Below are 16,814 nucleotides of genomic sequence, written 5' to 3' on the forward strand. Positions count from 1 at the left end.
TGTGCATAGAATACCTCGTAAATCACTTCTTCATTATTTGAAACGACAGCTAAATTAACGGTGTTTTAATAATCTTTGCTAGGGCAGGGAAAGATAGCTCTTGATGTTTGTTTTGGGTATACCTTAAGCGCACTTAATCAAAACAAGTGCAGTAATGGTTGAATCCCTACTTATAGTGCACCAACGTATGAGCACTATTTAAAATGAACTGGGAACAACAATGTCAAACAGAATATATGCGTACCTGAGGGCATCAACTAGCGAACAAGATGCACAACGGTCAAAACAAGAATTACAATCTTTTGCTGAAGAGCTAGGGCAGAATGTCTGTCATTGGTTTAGTGAGAATGAAAGCGGGGCGACACTGGAGCGTCCTGAACTTTTTCGTTTACTGGATATCGCTGCCAGCGGTGATGTGTTACTTGTTGAGCAAGTAGATAGAATAAGTCGCTTGAATAAGGCTGATTGGGAGCGCCTTAGGGGGATAATTAACGAAAAGAAAATAAGGCTTGTTGCCCTCGACCTGCCAACGAGTCATCAGCAGCTAAAGGTTATTGGAGATGAGTTTACCGAAAGAATGCTCGACGCGGTGAATAATATGATGCTTGATATGCTCGCGGCAATTTCTCGCAAAGATTATGAGGACAGACGCCGACGACAGAAGCAAGGAATAGCTAAAGCTAAGCTGGAAGGGAAATACAAAGGCAGGCCCATAAATCTAGCCTTACATGAAAATATTAGTAACCTTCTGAGCGATGGCAAGAGCTACACCTATATCCAGAAAATACTTGGTTGTTCCCGTCATACTATTAGCAAAGTAAAAAAACAGGAGCTAAATAGCTCAGACTAGTTCTGAGCTATTGTAATTTATAGTTGTTAAATTTTTATTTGGCAGCTGGCAATATCTGAATTCGAGAACCATTTTATTTCTTCATGTTTAACGGTAGTGAATTCAGTTCCGATATCTTGTAAATGATTACCGAAGAAGAACATGTCTGGTTGTTTATGCGCAGTACCTTTGATTAATACTTTAGTGTTTTTGCTATTGGATGTCTCGACATAACCAAATTGATTATCAGCTGTACAGACAAGATCACCGGGCGTATATACAGCATCATGCCTCATTTTCCATACAAGGCGTTGTTGATAGTTATATTGTTGTCGTTCGCGACCCCTGCGCTCAGCCGCTAATAATCTTTCTCGATGCTGCTGTTCTTCATGGGCTTTAGCAAGTTCTTCATCGTGAATACGTTTGGCTTCATTTTTTGCAAATTGTGCCTTTTCGAAAGCAATCATATCTGCATACTTGCTATCAGAAGCTGAGGAATACTTCTTTAGCGCCGCAATCAATTCTTCAGCAGTATAGCGACCCTCCATTTCGTTGACGAACGCCGTTCCCCAAAACTCTCTTTCTTCACTAGACATTGGCTTAAGAAATGAGTCGATCTTATTTAATTCGTCATAAATCTTATCTAGAGAGTCTTTCGTGTTGTCATATGCTTTTTTAGTCCCCCAAATGGTATGTTCGAGAAGATGGTTCCTTATCTGAAGATCTGTACATTTTGTAGAGTGTTCGATAGAAGAGGAATCAATGTTACCGCACACAGTATAATTTAATGCAGCCAAATTTAGATTTACGAGATCACCAAGACCTGCTTGGGTTTGTTTACTAATTTTGAAGTCACCAAATGTATTCTTATATGAAAGAACTGGGCGGTATTGAAATTTTCTAAAGTTAACTTTTATGCCTGAAGATCTTAGAGCATTTAATCCGTCATGATTTTGTGCGAGTTCCAATTCCATCTCTTTCGCATCAAGGCGAGCCTGTTCTGGTGTGGTTGCACAGCCACTTAATAATGCACTGGCTCCTATAATTATTGGTAAGATAATATTTTTCATGTTTTCCCTATTATTGTTGTTGCTTTGGTGTGTAACTTTATTGTAATAAATTTGTTTTGATGGTGTGGCTTGATCGAGCATTCTAATGAAAATTAGGTAATATTCAACGAATATTATTTAGGTTACTAGCACGATACCGCGAGACGTATTACCTTATGGGGGGCGTCGACATTCTAATAGCGTACACAGGAAAGTTATAGTAGTGATATTAACGGTATTAATTTTCTGAAAGATTTATGTTGCTAGCCTAAAATTAATATCGTGGTAAGAGGTGTAATGCGCTAATGATTTAGTCACAGAAGTTAAAAAAAGCCCGCACATTGCGGGCTATAAAATACGTTATTAGGAAAACTCTTTTAACAGCTTTAAGTCTTCCATAGAGTCTTTTTTTAGTTCTAAATACAGGTGCTTACGATAAAATGGCTTCGTGTAATTTTCAGTCATACGGGTCGTACTTTGATCAATGTGACCAACTAATTGAGAGCTTATAGCTCCTGCCAAACCTTGCTCTCGAAAGCTAGTTATGAACGTTGAGCGGAAGCTATACGGAACCTTCTTCAAACCATCCTCATCAAAACGTTCTTTAATGACTTCTGTATTATCTAGGATGTATTTATTAAACCATTCTCGATAGTTGGTCGAGTAATATCCTGCACGAACTTTTAAATCAGTCCAAAGGGAACGGTGCGGACTTTTCAATGATTTTTGACGATTGTAAAAAGCTTCAAAACCCAATTTTAAGGCGATCGGGTGTAGAGGAATGTCTCGTGTACTTTGGCTGTTCTTAACGCTCTGATCAGATAATTGTTCAGTTACCTTTAGGTAGCACATACGTTCCGTACTGTCGTCATCTAACTTCACATCTTCAAAGTAGATGTCTTGAATGGCTAGTTGACAGATTTCGTTAGGTCTGGCGCCAGATGTTCGAAGTAGGACAGGGATCCAGTAATGCCAGTCCTTCTCTGGTTGAATGATAGCATCACATTGCCATATAGACGCAAGATCTGACTCGCTAAACCTAGCCCATGGTTTACCTTTAATCTCTTTTAATTGTTTATTCGATACAGGAGGCTGAGAAGGAACAGGATTCCTTTTAATAATGGTTTCACCACCATCAATATCCTCTAGTTGCTCTAGTACCCATTTGAAAACTTGGCGTATTCTTTGACGATGTTTATCGACCGTACTGAGCTGCAGCGTTATATCTACAATTCGACCATCCTTGTTTAGGAATTTAGTCCAGTCTTTAGCTTCTAGGTCAGAGAGAGACCAATTAGCATAAACTTTTGCTCGGGCTTTTGGCATCGACAGCATTAACTTAAACAGACCTTTGAAGTCTCGTTTTTTGTATTGGTGCAGTTGTCGGTTACCTAGGTAAAATTCAAGTTCATTGAGCGATTCATACATCTTTTTGGCGCGGTCATTATCTTTATGGCCTCGATATTCTGGCGAGTTCTGCCAGCGCTCCCAGTCGATGTCGTATTCACTCTCTAAATAGATTTTTTTTAATTCACTTAGACAAATCAGCTCAATATCGTCTTTGAGTGATGATGCCGCACTCGCAGGCATTGGAAAATGAGCAAACTTGTCTTGTTTATCAATGAGCTCCATTTCCTTTTCAAAATCACACGAGCTTTTCGCTTGCGCTAGACTGCCGATAAATTGCTTTCTCCGAACAAGTTTCTCTACACCTGATTGGTAGGGAATCTCATCTCTATTGAAGAAAATTTCTTCTGAATCTAAATAACCAGAAAACTCTTCTTCGGCTTGCTCTCGTAAATATGGCGATGCTTTCGTAGCAAGCGTTTCATGATCGTCTTCCAAACCGCATAGTAAGTTAGCTTCCGCGTCGAAGTCCGGTAATGGCATTGAAGCTAAAACGTGCCCTACATTGGTGATGGTAAGGACTTTTTTAACATGCCGAGTAATGAGTGAAATACCCAAAATAACATTCTCCACAATATCACTTTTAATTAAGTGGGCGTAATGTTCAACAAGCTCTGAGAATATTTGTGCTGCCAAATGAGCTCTAATTGAGTCTTTCGTTTTAAGGCTAAACTTTATCTCTTTAGGGTAATGTTGGCCTGTTGAAACATTTCGTCCGTTAACGCGATGGTTAAGTCGCTTGCGGAGATAATATGTTGAATTTCGCAAAAACAGGTAGGGGGATCGTTTTCCCCCGATTATTTGCGAATTAAGTTGAGAATTTTTGCTTGCAAATGAGTTGGTAGCTCTCATACACCGAATGTCCCATTTTAATTGCATAAAATGTGTCAGTGTGTGTACCAGAGAAAAAGGAATTTGGCTGGAGGCTTTGAATTTTCTGGGTTTAGAAGAATCCTAAATCCGCCCCAGATATCATTTCACCGTTGGTGTAAACTTTTACGATTTAACGTTAAAGTTAGTGATAGCGAGCATTCTAGCCCGTATGAGGTTTATGAGCAAGCGTTAAATTTATGCCCCTTGTGTCTCACTTTGTGTACCACTATTTATTTGGACAAATGTTATTCGATTAGATTCATTTTTAGCTTAAACTTTTGTTTTTATGAATCTTATTGATGTGACTATTTAGGATTCTGCCTAAAGATTCTCATTAACCTGGCCAATCTGAAGTTGAGCTTTGATGAGCGACCTAATTATGTTCTTAAGGTGAGTTGCTTTTATATACGACTTTGATGTTTGTAGCGGTGGGGATATTTGAAAAACTCAGTCTGCTACTTCTTATTTTCTAAACGAGTGTAGTCTATTTGTAGAGCTTTTAAATTAGTGTTAATACGGTATACTGATTGCCCTGGAGATTACAAAAACTACAATAAGAGGTAATGATGGCCCAGAATAAACTATTGGAAATTTATGAGAAATGGGGCAAGTTTCCGTTTGGCAACCGACTATTTTCTTGGTTTTTTGCTCGTTGGGCGCCATATTTCAAGACCATTAATCCACAAGTGGTGGAACTTAGAAATGGTTATGCAAAAGTGGTTATTCCAAAACGCAAAAGTGTTGAAAACCATATAGGCACGGTGCATGCGATTGCCGTTTGCAACGGTTTAGAAATGGCGATGGGGGCTGTGTGTGAAGCGAGTATTCCGCAAGATTTGCGTTGGATCCCCAAATCGATGACCGTTAATTACACCGCTAAAGCAGGCACCGATGTAACGTGCGTTGCCGATCTCGATGGCATCGAGTGGCTGCCTGGTGACTTTGGTGTGCCCGTTGAAGCCTTTGATGATAACGGTGTTTCAGTTGCTAAAGGCGTGATTACTGTTTGGGTGAGCAAAAAGAAAAAATAATCGAGTTTTAGCGAACAGCTAACGACGAGGTATAAAAAAGCCTGCTATTTGCAGGCTTTTAACTATCTGTTCTTGTGCTTCATGATACGACCTTGGTCGACCTTCCACTCTCGCTCTTTAATGTCACTGCGCTTATCGTGTGATTTTTTACCTTTACCTAAGCAAAACTCCAGTTTTACCCAGTTACGCTTCCAATACATGGATGTAGCAATGAGAGAGTAACCTTGGCGCTCTACCGCACCAACGAGACGATCGATTTCTCGACGGTTTAGGAGAAGCTTTCTATCTCGCCTTGGATCACAAACCACGTGAGAAGAGGCTGAAATCAGTGGCTGAATTTCGGCGCCAAGCAAATAGGCTTCGCGATTGCGGATAAATACGTAGCAATCAGAGATGTTAACTTTACCATCTCTAATAGATTTTATTTCCCAGCCTTGTAATTCTATTCCCGCTTCAAACTTATCACTTAAAGTATATTCGTGACGCGCTTTTTTATTTAACGCGATAGTATTACTTGGTTGTTTGTTCGATTTTTTCTTTGCCATAGTGGCGCCTATTATACGCAAACAATGGCTTAATGGTACTGCTTAACAACAAAAAAGTCGTTAAATTTTCATGGTGTGATTTTTATAATGCTTTGATATTATAAGCGCTGTTATAGGGGAGTATTAATGCCAGCTATTAATCGCAGTGCACTGGTTATGCATAGTGCCGCAGATATGTACCAGTTAATTAATGATGTTGCCGCTTATCCTGAGTTTTTACCAGGCTGCAGCGCTGCTAAAGTGCTTGCACAAGACAGCCAATCAATGACGGCGTCTTTGCAAGTCTCAAAAGGTGGTATTCAAAAATGGTTTACTACCGAAAACTCGCTAATTCACAATCAAAAAGTATCAATGACTCTTAAAGATGGGCCTTTTAAGCGTTTGTCGGGGCATTGGTTGTTAACACCGTTAAGTGACGAAGCGTGCAAAATTGAGCTGAGTTTAGATTACGAATTTTCAAGTAAGTTAATTGAGTTAGCATTTGGCAAAGTGTTCGATGCTTTAACTAACTCAATGGTTAATGCCTTCACCCAACGCGCTAAACAGGTATATTAATTATGTCATCAGAGCAAATATCAATCGAGCTTGTCTATGCACTACCAAGCGAGCAAACATTGTTGTCACTACTTGTTGATCAAGGCGCGACAGTTGAACAAGCTATCCAAGAGTCGGGTATTTGTGCGCAATATCCAGAAATTGATTTAAAAGTAAATAAAGTCGGCATTTGGAATCGTGCAGTGAAGTTATCACAAGTCGTTGAGGATGGTGATCGTATCGAGATTTATCGTCCACTGATTGCTGATCCTAAAGAAGTGAGAAAGCGCCGAGCTGAAAAAGCGAAACTCGAGGGCCGAGCAGATAAGGTTACCGGTGGCAGGGTTAATCCGTTGCGAAGTGGTAGTGATAAAGACGCGTAAATGCTTTTTAACAGAGCTTTCCTGATTACCAGCCTAACGCGCGCGCCACACGCGAACTTTTACAATCGTTCACTTCATACGGGTCTTCAGACCCGCCAAACATATCTTCAACCAAGGCGTAGTAATATTGCGCTTTGTCTTGCCATTCCATTGCTAGTGCAAAAACACTGTTAGCTTTCTTGGTGTTGTTCAATGGTGTACTGATTACGCTAGTAGGATCTGCTTTAAAAACCTGCACTAAAGGTTTATTGAATATACTGTCATAGCCGTGCAAATCATCACCATGTAGATTAACCAGTGTCATACTCATTTGTATATCGTTGCTTAATACGTATTTATGACCTTGAACAGCGCTGCTAGAGGTATGGTATAAGCCGCTAAATGTTAATACAGCGACAAGTAATGTGTTTTGTATTGCTCTTAACATGTTTGTTCCGTTTTAGCCTGTAATGAGTTTATCTGGTGACATGGTATGGACTTTTATTAATGATTAAGGCTATGTTAATTGTTTGTAAAGTGCTAGCGCTATACGTTAAACGGCCTGTTTTTTGAGTTAAACGGAACGAGACAAAGAAGCCAGCTTTGCTGCTGGCTCAGGTTTATGATTGGCCTTTATTTACTTTACTGCAATTTAGCTTGGTTACTAACATGTTGTTGCAACATCTGAAACCAGCTGACGAAACCAAATATGACTTGGCTCGTGATGTAACAGCGGTGACCAAATCATCTTTAATTCCAAATCTGCAATGGCAAATGGTGGCGGTAAAATTGCGTATGAGGGGTTGTCCTTTTGTAGGTTTGCCGCTTTACTTGGCAAGGTCGCAATGATTTGATCATCGTGTGCCAGTTGCATGGCAACATGGTAATTACGAGTGAAAATTTTTATGTCTCGTTGTTTACCAATGTTTGCTAATGCCTCATCAACCCAGCCGAGTTTTTGGATATCTTTTGGTGTCATCCCCAACCCCACGCCAAAGCCTGTTTTCGATACCCATACGTGTTTTGCCGTTAAATACGACTCCAAATTAAAGTTAGCTAGTATTGGGTTGTTAGCGGCTGTTAAACAAGCAAAAGTGTCTCGCCAAAGCAGTTTTTGATGAAACGAGAGCGGCAATTCGTTAAATTGATTAATTGCCATATCAATTTTACCATCTTCAACGTCGCGAAAGGTAACATCGCTAGGGGTCATGATATCAATGGTGATATTTGGCGCTAATGAGTTTATTTGTCGTAACAGTTTCGGTAGTAATGTTGATGCGGCATAGTCGCTAGCCATAATACGGTAGACACGAGAAGAGGTTTGAGGAATAAAATCGGCCTCTATATGCTGTAACGCCTCTTTGGTATCAAGCAGTATTTTGCGAATTTTTGGGGCTAAATAGCTGGCCCTGTCGGTTGGTACCATGCCGTCAGACGTGCGTACTAACACAGGATCATTTAGCAGTACACGCAGCCTTTTTAAGCTATTACTCATCGCTGGCTGGGTTATGCCTAAGTGACCCGCGGCTTTTGTGACATTTCGTTCACGCATCAGCACATCAAAAGCGCTAAGTAGGTTTAAGTCGATATCTTTTATATTCATATGATTTATTTAACTATAAAGCATATGAATAATAAATAGTTGATGTGGACTTTTTGTATTGAGTTATTTGCTAACCAAACGATTACAGTCGGAAATTTAGGGGTTCTCAGGGATATCCGAAGACCAACCCGTTAAATACTATAGACTAGCGTTAGCGATGTTTCGGTACGCGTTTTCGCTACATTGCCTTCAACGTCGGTATTATGATCAGCACTAAAGGCAAACTTTAATGCGAGCGACTCAATAAGTTTAGTGGTAATCGAGCTTACCGATTTTAGTTTACTGTTTTCGCCGTTTTCAGGGGCAATTTCTGCACTTAAGGTTTGCTTAAATTGCATGGTTGCAAAAAAACGTTGCTCATATGTAGCCGCCATACGAATAATAGCAGCGCTATCTGTTCGACCGTTTTGGTCATCTGTTGCCGCAACTTTTTCTATTTTCAGACCGGGACCAACTTCGGCGTCTAAATAGGCTGTATCTGTTTCATACCATCGGCGACCCCATCCAGCAGCAACCGAAGATTGATAATCAAAAGCATTAAAGCGATCATCCTCGTAGGCAGCAAAGCCGAATAAGTAGTTTTGCCCGCCTTCTTCGATGGTGTAGTTACTTTGTAGGGAAGTTAGCCATTTTTGATCGGTTGTTTCATAATCTTTTTCCCCACTATTACCGTCAGTAACTTCGGACTTTCGAGCAAACATATCAAAAATCCAGTTACTGCGTAATTTACCTATTTCATGGTTTAAGTCAGAACGTACTTTTGCAATAAAATAATCATTATCACTGGTATTAAAAAATGCGCCTATTTCAACTGCACCGGTTACTTCGGGTGGCTGAAGACTGCATTCAGGTAAACCAATAAATTCTTCAGGCGGAACTTCATCAGTAAAGTGATAGCACGTTGGGTTTTCTTTGGCGTTCAAAGCGTCAATGATATCAGCAATAGCGTTTTGGCTTACCGGCTTAGAGGCCGCAAACGAGATTGTAGGAATAAGTAAGGCGATAGTTAATGGCGTCAGAAATTTCATACACAGCTTAAAAGTTTTTATTATTGTCGAACCACGAATCCGTTTGCATACAGGGGTAAGCAAAAAGCGATATGATTATATGAAATAAAATGCTCAATTTGAACCTGTAGTGAGGGTTTTTAGTTAAGCGTGAGATAATAAAAAGGGAGCGAGGCTCCCTTGTAGACTTCTAAATTAACTAAGTTGCTAATTTAGCTTAGTTAATGATGGCTTTAAGTTTGCCGGCTTCGTATTTTTTGAACATTTTATTCAATGAAATAGGCTTAATACGACTTGCGTTACCTGCTGTATTAAACGCTTCATAGCGGTCTTTACAAATGTCATACATCGCTTGAGTACATACCGTTAAGTATTTACGAGGGTCGAATTCATTTGGGTGCTCAGCTAAAAAGCGGCGAATAGCTCCCGTTGACGCTAAACGTAAGTCAGTATCGATGTTTACCTTACGAACACCGTTACGAATGCCTTCTTGAATTTGCTCAACCGGTACCCCGTAAGTTTCAGGGATATCGCCACCAAATTCGTTGATTTCAGCTAGCCACTCTTGTGGAACAGACGAAGAACCGTGCATAACTAAGTGCGTATTGGGAATTCGCTCATGAATGGCACGAATGCGATCGATAGCTAAAATGTCACCTGTTGGTGGACGGGTGAACTTGTACGGACCGTGTGAGGTACCACAAGCGATAGCTAAGGCATCAACTTGTGTTTTGGCGACAAAATCCGCTGCTTCTTCTGGATCGGTTAATAGTTGATCGTGGCTTAGAATACCTTCTGCACCAATGCCGTCTTCTTCACCAGCCAAGCCGGTTTCCAAAGAACCAAGTACACCTAATTCGCCCTCCACTGAAACACCACAAGCATGCGCCATTTCCACGGTACGACGAGTAACGTCAAGGTTGTATTCATAGCTTGATGGGGTTTTACCATCTTCCATCAGTGAACCATCCATCATAACGGACGAGAAGCCCAACTGAATTGAACGTTGACATACTGCCGGCGAGGTACCGTGATCTTGGTGCATAACCACCGGAATATGTGGAAATTCCTCTACTGCGGCTAAGATCAAGTGACGCAAAAACGGTGCGCCAGCGTATTTACGAGCGCCAGCCGACGCCTGCAAAATAACTGGGCTGTCGGTATCGTTTGCCGCCTGCATGATGGCACGCACTTGCTCTAGGTTGTTTACGTTAAATGCCGGGATGCCATAACCATGCTCTGCCGCGTGGTCAAGCATCTGTCGCATAGAAACTAAAGCCATTATCAACACTCCTTTTCTGTGTGATAGCTGCGCCGAAATAGAAACTAACGGCGCTATTATTATGATTCAAGTTGTAATATTGTTGGGCAGTCTTTGCTGCTTACTTTTGTTTTTAAAACCAGGCTCTTGATTTTATTAAGCGTTGCCTGCACGCTCTTCTAAAATAGCCACAGCTGGAAGTTTTTTACCTTCTAAGAATTCTAAGAAAGCACCGCCACCTGTTGAAATATAAGATACTTTGTCGGCTATATCGTATTTATCAACCGCCGCTAAGGTGTCACCACCTCCGGCGATAGAAAACGCTGGCGATTTGGCAATCGCTTCGGCAATGGCTTTAGTACCTTCGCCAAATTGATCAAATTCAAATACCCCTACAGGACCATTCCAAACAATGGTTCCTGCGTCCTCTAAAATACTTGCCAGTGCCGCCGCTGAATCAGGGCCGATATCGAAAATCATTTCGTTATCTGCAACATCGTTAACTGCTTTTAAGGTAGCGCTCGCCGCTTCGCTAAATTCGGTTGCAACGACAACATCGGTTGGTACCGGGATATCACCATTGTTAGCTCTCGCATCGGCAGTTAAGCGTTTTGCTTCATCAATCAAATCTGCCTCAAATAATGACTTACCAACGTTGTGCCCAGCAGCTGCAATAAAAGTGTTGGCAATACCGCCACCAACAACCAGCTGATCAACAACTTTTGCTAGCGAATCTAATACAGTTAACTTGGTCGATACTTTGGAACCGCCAACAATTGCAACAAGTGGGCGTTTAGGGTTGTCAAGTGCTTTACTTAGCGCTTCTAATTCACCGGCAAGTAATGGTCCTGCACAGGCTACCGGCGCATATTTGGCAACACCATGAGTGCTTGCTTGTGCACGATGAGCGGTACCAAATGCATCCATCACATAGACATCACAAAGGCTCGCTAGCTTTTGTGATAATTCATCACAATTACTCTTTTCACCTTTGTTAAAGCGAACATTTTCAAATACGACTAACTCACCATCAGCCACATCAACGCCATCTAAGTAGTCTTTCTCTAAACGGACATTAATGCCTAACGCGTTTGCTAAATAATCGGCAACAACGTGCATTGAAAACTCGTCACTATATTCGCCTTCTGTTGGGCGACCTAAATGTGACATCACCATCACTTTTGCGTTTTGTGCTAACGCGAGTTTGATGGTCGGTAGTGCTGCTCGTAGGCGAGCATCTGAGGTGATGGCTCCATTTTTTACAGGTACATTTAAATCTTCACGGATCAATACGCGTTTAGTCGCTAAATCCAGATCGCTCATTTTAATAACAGACATAATAGTTCTCCGTTAAACCTATGTATTTCGCTAATATTTTTGTTTTTCGGTTTCATGGGGGGCGTGATTCATGGCCCATGCAGTATCTAGCATTCTATTGGCAAAGCCCCACTCGTTATCACACCATACAAGCAGTTTCACTAAGCGTTTATGGCTGACTCGAGTTGAGTTACCGTCAACAATCGATGAGTGTGGGTCGTGGTTGAAATCAATAGACACCAGAGGCTCTTTAGTAAAACCAAGAATTCCCTGTAAAGGACCATTTAAGGCATCACTAATGGCTTGGTTTACTTGTTCGATATCAACGTCAGTATTTACCGTCACACTTAAATCCATTGCCGTAACATTCACCGTCGGTACTCGCACCGCAATCGCTTCAAAACGACCTGAAAATTTGGGTAATATGCGCTCAATACCAGCGGCAAGTTTAGTATCTACAGGAATTATAGACTGGCTTGCTGAGCGTGATAGACGCAGGTCATCATGATATGCATCAATGACTTGTTGATCGTGCATTGATGAGTGAATGGTGGTTATCGTGCCACTCTCCACACCAAACGCTTGATCTAATACTTGGATAACCGGAACAATACAGTTGGTAGTACAAGAACCATTGGAGACGATTCGGTGTTGGCCGGTAAGCTGCTTATGATTAATGCCAAATATTATGGTTGTATCTACGTCATTTTTTGCTGGTTGAGAATATAAGACCTGTTTCGCTCCTTGTGCTAAATGTAACGCGGCATGTTCTCGATTGTGATAGATGCCTGTGCAGTCCAACACAATGTCAACGTTATATTGTTGCCAAGGTAGTTTTTGGGTGTCGGCTTCATGCAGTAAACGAATATCGTCACCAGCTACTTGTAAATGATTGTTGTGATACCGGACATCAAACGCAAAGCGTCCATGGCTAGTATCGTATTTCAGTAAATGGGCAATACCCTCAGGTTTGGCAAGTTCGTTGATTGCTACTACCTTGAATTGGTCGGTACGGCCTGTTTCATAAAGCGCTCTTAATACGCTGCGGCCAATGCGGCCAAATCCATTAATTGCAATATTTATTGTCATTGTAAAAAAGGCCGGGATCCCCCGGCCTATATCTTTTTAGTCGAGTAACTCGCGTGCGGTATTAACCACGTTGTCTACGGTAAAGCCAAACATGGCGAATAGTTCATCAGCAGGTGCTGACTCACCAAATGTAGACATACCAATAATGCGGCCATCAAAACCAACATATTTGTACCAGAAGTCTGCAATACCTGCTTCGATAGCCACGCGAGCCGTTACATCGCTAGGTAACACTGACTCGCGATAAGCGGCATCTTGTGCATCAAAGGCATCGGTTGATGGCATAGAAACAACGCGGACTTTATGGTTAGTAAGTTGGGCAGCTGCTTGCATTGCTAACTCTACTTCAGAGCCGGTGGCAATAAAGATTAAGTCAGGCTTGCCTTCACAGTCTTTTAGAACATAACCACCACGAGCAATGTTTGCTAGCTGCTCGGCGTCACGCTCTTGTTGTTGTAAAGCTTGACGAGTGAAAATTAACGACGATGGACCATCGTTGCGTTCGATTGCCATTCTCCACGCTACCGCTGACTCAACCGCATCACATGGACGCCAGTTGTATAAATTAGGGGTAAGACGCAAGCTAGCAAGTTGCTCAACAGGTTGATGAGTTGGGCCATCTTCACCCAAGCCAATAGAGTCATGTGTGTAAACAAAAATGCTGCGCTGCTTCATTAACGCCGCCATACGTACAGCATTACGAGCGTATTCAACAAACATTAAGAAGGTTGCACCATAAGGGACAAAGCCACCGTGTAAGGCTATACCGTTCATGATTGCCGACATACCAAATTCACGTACACCGTAAAATAGGTAGTTGCCTGATGCGTCTTCTGCTGAAATACCTTTAGAGCCAGACCATAAAGTTAAGTTAGAACCTGCTAAATCAGCTGAACCACCAATAAACTCTGGTAGTACAGGGCCGTATGCTTCTAAACAGTTTTGGCTTGCTTTACGAGTGGCGATATTGGCAGGGTTTGCTTGCAGTTGTTCAATGTATTGTTGTGCATGAGCTTGCCAGTTAGCAGGTAATTCACCGCGCATACGGCGTTCAAATTCACCTGCAAGCTCAGGATATTCTGAGCGATAATCTTCAAACAGTTTGTTCCAAGCCGTTTCTGACGCTTGGCCTTGTTGTTTAGCATCCCAAGCACTTGCAATATCCGCTGGTACTTCAAACGGCGCGTGCGGCCAATTTAAAAATTCACGAGCTGCGGCAATCTCAGCGTCGCCTAGTGGCGCACCATGACAGTCGTGACTGCCGCTTTTGTTTGGTGAGCCATAACCTATAACCGTCTTCGTACAAATCAACGTAGGCTTATTGGTTTCAGCCTTCGCTGCTTTAATGGCCGCATCAATTTGTTCCGGGTTGTGACCATCAACGTCACGAACAACGTGCCAACCGTAGGCTTCAAAGCGAGCAGGGGTATCATCAGAGAACCAACCTTCAACGTGGCCATCGATAGAAATCCCATTGTCATCCCAAAAAGCGATGAGCTTGCCTAAGCCTAGTGTGCCGGCTAATGAACAGGCTTCGTGCGAGATGCCTTCCATTAAGCAGCCGTCACCCATGAATGCCCACGTATAATGGTCAACAATTGCAAAACCATCGCGGTTAAATTGGGCTGCTAAGGCTTTCTCGGCAATGGCAAAACCGACAGCGTTAGTAATACCTTGGCCTAGTGGACCTGTCGTTGTTTCTACGCCAGGTGTATAACCAAATTCTGGGTGGCCAGGCGTACGTGAATGTAACTGACGGAAGCTTTGTAAGTCATTAATAGTGACATCGTAGCCAGATAAATGTAATAGCGAGTAGATGAGCATTGAACCGTGACCATTTGACAAAACAAACCGGTCACGATCACTCCAATTAGGATTAGTTGGGTTGTGCTTTAAATGATCACACCATAATACTTGTGCAATATCCGCCATGCCCATAGGGGCACCAGGGTGGCCAGAATTCGCTTTTTGTACGGCATCCATGCTTAACGCACGAATGGCATTTGCCTGTTGTTGACGTGTTGGCATTGTCGCTCCACTGATATAGATATACTTATTAAAAACCGCCCGTATTCTCGCTTAGTACGCGTTGATGTGCAATGTAAAACCCTTGTTTTATCAAGAAAATATTACATTACTCAGTGGGTACCTTGGCACTGACTCGGGGTAGAATGTTTTATCACCGTTACAAGGAGCTGAAAAGCAAAGTGAAATAGCACTGTAGTAACTTGTTGTAACTCGTTATGAAAGGTTTTATTTTGCCTTTCTTTTGCTTCCAGAGCAAGGGCGATTTTGGCGATTATTATAGTCTAAATTGTGTTGTTGGCAGAGGTGAAGTGTGCCTCAACAATGATGGTTGCCTGTAAGTTATTGAATGTTATGAGTTTCATTTTTTTGTAAGTTTTAAGTGCTGGTTACTGTTATATAAACTTTCTCCCTTATAACGATTTAATCTGTTAAAAGCTTGTAACTGTACTTGTGAGGCGATAGAGTGTTTTTTGTTATCAATAATAATTAAGTTGTTCAGGGCCTGTGTCATGAATCGAAAATCTTTGAGAGGTGTCAATTTAGCAACGGTGTTTATTACCGTACTGTTGTTGGCGATAAGTGCTGGACTGTCTAGTAGTAAGGCCTCTCAAGAGTTAGACGTTAGCGACTCTGTAGTAGAACAAAAATAATAAATAGTTTTTGCGAGCGTCATTGAACCCTGTGAAGCAGGGTTTTTTTATGTCTGTGAAACTCACTTGGCAGGCAACCGGGGGGAGCTGGCGTCCCTGAGAGGAGTCGAACCTCCGACCTAGCGCTTAGGAGGCGCTTGCTCTATCCAGCTGAGCTACAGGGACATACGTTGTAGGCATCGTTATTGGTGCTAGCTATGTCTACGTTAGCGAACATCTATTTGATTGTAAACGACTTAGTGCCTTTTACGCATAGATTTAAAATAAAGCGTTAATGAACCGCGTCGTAATACTCGGCACGGCCTAGAAGCAGGATGTTAGCTGCCATAAAGCCACTCGAAAATCATATCGCAAAGTATTATGATGGTTAATCAATAGCGCTTTACACTTTACGTTGATGGTCTCACCATCTTTATTGGTTTTGGAAAATACTGTGCAAAATGATCATGACAGCATCGGCTCGGTAAAAGTAACTAAGGGTTATCGCAAGAACCATGGACTTGCAGAACTTCAGCAAATCCCGATACAGCAGTATTTAGCCGATATTGTTCCTTTGCCTATTGCGACATCACGTACCGATATTCCTGAATTAGAAAACAGCTTTTCAAGTATCCTAGCCAATAGCATTTATTATGGTATTAGAGACTTTAACCATACGCCGCTACCACAACATCATAACGACAATAGGTCGCTGCAAGCCTTACGAGCATCCTGTTTGATTGGTCGCCGAGTATTGATCGCTTGCGCACAGTGGGACTTTCGCGCTAAACAACTTAAAGGTTATTTACAGCTACCTAAAAAGTGTTTGCATATATTTATTTACATCGAGAATGCGCAAGCAGAAATAGTAAAAATCATTCCTCTTGGAGACAGCGAAAAGGCTCTTGTTAGCTTTATATGGCAAGGCGATATGCGTTCAGGTGAGCAAGCACCTGTAGGTCAATATCAGTTAATTGTCTCAGCGATTGTTGATGGCAAAGTGATGCAGTTAACGCCACTAATAGCTGAGCAAGTAACGCAAGTAACGGTCGCCACGAGCCGAAAAGAAACGTGCTTGTGGTTGGCTAATGGACAAACTGTACAGCTAAGTGATGTGCAATATATAGAGCGAAAATAACACCTGGCGAGGAATGTTTGAGCGGCCGGGTTAATTACCATAAGATAAAAGTTTTAGTGATTTTAATATTGAATACGGGGCTGTGGTCGGTGTAAACACGCCCTACAATTAA

The 16,814-nt window shown here is 41.9% G+C and carries 16 protein-coding genes and 1 tRNA gene; 6 read left to right on the top strand and 11 right to left on the bottom strand.

Translation table 11 applies throughout. The features are described 5' to 3' along the window. Nucleotides 1-220 precede the first annotated feature (220 nt). On the top strand, nucleotides 221-850 hold the full coding sequence (locus tag ACAX20_RS04415) for a recombinase family protein (protein WP_371188876.1): 630 nt from the start codon (nucleotides 221-223) through the stop codon (nucleotides 848-850). Nucleotides 851-876: 26 nt separating this feature from the next. On the opposite strand, the gene ACAX20_RS04420 is transcribed toward ACAX20_RS04415, so the two are convergent. Together ACAX20_RS04420 and ACAX20_RS04425 are read right to left on the bottom strand one after the other, a co-directional pair. Continuing rightward, a complete protein-coding gene (locus tag ACAX20_RS04420) occupies nucleotides 877-1,899 on the bottom strand; it encodes a hypothetical protein (protein WP_371188877.1) in 1,023 nt (340 codons plus the stop codon). A 342-nt stretch (nucleotides 1,900-2,241) separates the two neighbouring features. Next, nucleotides 2,242-3,921: a hypothetical protein gene (locus ACAX20_RS04425; RefSeq protein WP_371188879.1), complete on the bottom strand. Its 1,680-nt coding sequence runs from the start codon at nucleotides 3,919-3,921 to the stop codon at nucleotides 2,242-2,244. A gap of 803 nt (nucleotides 3,922-4,724) precedes the next feature. Here ACAX20_RS04425 and ACAX20_RS04430 point away from each other — a divergent pair. Continuing rightward, entirely contained in the window at nucleotides 4,725-5,189 is a 465-nt protein-coding gene (locus ACAX20_RS04430; protein WP_371188880.1) for a hotdog fold domain-containing protein, read from the top strand. Nucleotides 5,190-5,251: 62 nt separating this feature from the next. Here the strand turns inward: ACAX20_RS04430 and smpB are convergent, their stop codons facing one another. Then, the gene (gene smpB, locus ACAX20_RS04435) at nucleotides 5,252-5,734 is read right to left on the bottom strand and encodes an SsrA-binding protein SmpB (protein WP_371188882.1); all 483 of its coding nucleotides are present in this window, start codon (nucleotides 5,732-5,734) and stop codon (nucleotides 5,252-5,254) included. A 126-nt stretch (nucleotides 5,735-5,860) separates the two neighbouring features. Here smpB and ACAX20_RS04440 point away from each other — a divergent pair, with 126 nt between their 5' ends. Together ACAX20_RS04440 and ACAX20_RS04445 are read left to right on the top strand one after the other, a co-directional pair. Next, entirely contained in the window at nucleotides 5,861-6,289 is a 429-nt protein-coding gene (locus ACAX20_RS04440) for a type II toxin-antitoxin system RatA family toxin (protein WP_371188883.1), read from the top strand. A gap of 2 nt (nucleotides 6,290-6,291) precedes the next feature. After that, on the top strand, nucleotides 6,292-6,651 hold the full coding sequence (locus ACAX20_RS04445) for an RnfH family protein (RefSeq protein ID WP_371188885.1): 360 nt from the start codon (nucleotides 6,292-6,294) through the stop codon (nucleotides 6,649-6,651). A 25-nt stretch (nucleotides 6,652-6,676) separates the two neighbouring features. On the opposite strand, the gene ACAX20_RS04450 is transcribed toward ACAX20_RS04445, so the two are convergent. The 7 genes from ACAX20_RS04450 to tkt all read right to left on the bottom strand — a co-directional run bounded on the left by ACAX20_RS04450 (nucleotide 6,677) and on the right by tkt (nucleotide 14,935). Continuing rightward, nucleotides 6,677-7,078 carry a hypothetical protein gene (locus ACAX20_RS04450; RefSeq protein ID WP_371188886.1) on the bottom strand — a complete coding sequence of 134 codons (402 nt, stop codon included), beginning with the start codon at nucleotides 7,076-7,078 and terminating at the stop codon, nucleotides 6,677-6,679. A 216-nt stretch (nucleotides 7,079-7,294) separates the two neighbouring features. Beyond that, nucleotides 7,295-8,233 (bottom strand): LysR family transcriptional regulator, encoded by a 939-nt coding sequence (locus tag ACAX20_RS04455; protein WP_371188887.1) that lies wholly within the window; start codon nucleotides 8,231-8,233, stop codon nucleotides 7,295-7,297. 131 nt (nucleotides 8,234-8,364) lie between these two features. Continuing rightward, nucleotides 8,365-9,261, bottom strand: a complete 897-nt coding sequence (locus tag ACAX20_RS04460) for a YdiY family protein (protein WP_371188889.1) — start codon at nucleotides 9,259-9,261, stop codon at nucleotides 8,365-8,367. A gap of 196 nt (nucleotides 9,262-9,457) precedes the next feature. After that, complete coding sequence (fba, locus tag ACAX20_RS04465; protein ID WP_371188890.1) at nucleotides 9,458-10,522, bottom strand: class II fructose-bisphosphate aldolase; 1,065 nt, start codon at nucleotides 10,520-10,522, stop codon at nucleotides 9,458-9,460. Nucleotides 10,523-10,657: 135 nt separating this feature from the next. Continuing rightward, on the bottom strand, nucleotides 10,658-11,839 hold the full coding sequence (locus ACAX20_RS04470) for a phosphoglycerate kinase (RefSeq protein ID WP_371188892.1): 1,182 nt from the start codon (nucleotides 11,837-11,839) through the stop codon (nucleotides 10,658-10,660). Between the two features lie 30 nt (nucleotides 11,840-11,869). After that, the gene (epd, locus tag ACAX20_RS04475; protein WP_371188893.1) at nucleotides 11,870-12,907 is read right to left on the bottom strand and encodes an erythrose-4-phosphate dehydrogenase; all 1,038 of its coding nucleotides are present in this window, start codon (nucleotides 12,905-12,907) and stop codon (nucleotides 11,870-11,872) included. A gap of 36 nt (nucleotides 12,908-12,943) precedes the next feature. Further along, complete coding sequence (gene tkt / locus ACAX20_RS04480) at nucleotides 12,944-14,935, bottom strand: transketolase (RefSeq protein ID WP_371188894.1); 1,992 nt, start codon at nucleotides 14,933-14,935, stop codon at nucleotides 12,944-12,946. 509 nt (nucleotides 14,936-15,444) lie between these two features. Here tkt and ACAX20_RS04485 point away from each other — a divergent pair. After that, nucleotides 15,445-15,585, top strand: a complete 141-nt coding sequence (locus ACAX20_RS04485; RefSeq protein ID WP_371188896.1) for a hypothetical protein — start codon at nucleotides 15,445-15,447, stop codon at nucleotides 15,583-15,585. An 88-nt stretch (nucleotides 15,586-15,673) separates the two neighbouring features. Here ACAX20_RS04485 and ACAX20_RS04490 read toward each other — a convergent pair. Beyond that, nucleotides 15,674-15,750 (bottom strand) — tRNA-Arg (locus ACAX20_RS04490). 268 nt (nucleotides 15,751-16,018) lie between these two features. Here ACAX20_RS04490 and ACAX20_RS04495 point away from each other — a divergent pair. Beyond that, nucleotides 16,019-16,702: a flagellar hook assembly protein FlgD gene (locus tag ACAX20_RS04495; RefSeq protein ID WP_371188897.1), complete on the top strand. Its 684-nt coding sequence runs from the start codon at nucleotides 16,019-16,021 to the stop codon at nucleotides 16,700-16,702. Nucleotides 16,703-16,814 lie beyond the last annotated feature (112 nt).

Origin of the sequence: Thalassotalea sp. Sam97, from assembly GCF_041379765.1 — a bacterium.
GTDB classification, from domain to species: Bacteria; Pseudomonadota; Gammaproteobacteria; order Enterobacterales; family Alteromonadaceae; genus Thalassotalea_A; species Thalassotalea_A maritima.

Coding starts and splice junctions, on each gene's coding strand:
- ACAX20_RS04415 (WP_371188876.1), top strand. CDS start 221: ATGTCAAACAGAATATATGCGTACCTGAGGGCATCAACTAGCGAACAA.
- ACAX20_RS04420 (WP_371188877.1), bottom strand. CDS start 1,899: ATGAAAAATATTATCTTACCAATAATTATAGGAGCCAGTGCATTATTA.
- ACAX20_RS04430 (WP_371188880.1), top strand. CDS start 4,725: ATGGCCCAGAATAAACTATTGGAAATTTATGAGAAATGGGGCAAGTTT.
- smpB (WP_371188882.1), bottom strand. CDS start 5,734: ATGGCAAAGAAAAAATCGAACAAACAACCAAGTAATACTATCGCGTTA.
- ACAX20_RS04440 (WP_371188883.1), top strand. CDS start 5,861: ATGCCAGCTATTAATCGCAGTGCACTGGTTATGCATAGTGCCGCAGAT.
- ACAX20_RS04445 (WP_371188885.1), top strand. CDS start 6,292: ATGTCATCAGAGCAAATATCAATCGAGCTTGTCTATGCACTACCAAGC.
- ACAX20_RS04450 (WP_371188886.1), bottom strand. CDS start 7,078: ATGTTAAGAGCAATACAAAACACATTACTTGTCGCTGTATTAACATTT.
- ACAX20_RS04455 (WP_371188887.1), bottom strand. CDS start 8,233: ATGAATATAAAAGATATCGACTTAAACCTACTTAGCGCTTTTGATGTG.
- ACAX20_RS04460 (WP_371188889.1), bottom strand. CDS start 9,261: ATGAAATTTCTGACGCCATTAACTATCGCCTTACTTATTCCTACAATC.
- fba (WP_371188890.1), bottom strand. CDS start 10,522: ATGGCTTTAGTTTCTATGCGACAGATGCTTGACCACGCGGCAGAGCAT.
- ACAX20_RS04470 (WP_371188892.1), bottom strand. CDS start 11,839: ATGTCTGTTATTAAAATGAGCGATCTGGATTTAGCGACTAAACGCGTA.
- epd (WP_371188893.1), bottom strand. CDS start 12,907: ATGACAATAAATATTGCAATTAATGGATTTGGCCGCATTGGCCGCAGC.
- tkt (WP_371188894.1), bottom strand. CDS start 14,935: ATGCCAACACGTCAACAACAGGCAAATGCCATTCGTGCGTTAAGCATG.
- ACAX20_RS04485 (WP_371188896.1), top strand. CDS start 15,445: ATGAATCGAAAATCTTTGAGAGGTGTCAATTTAGCAACGGTGTTTATT.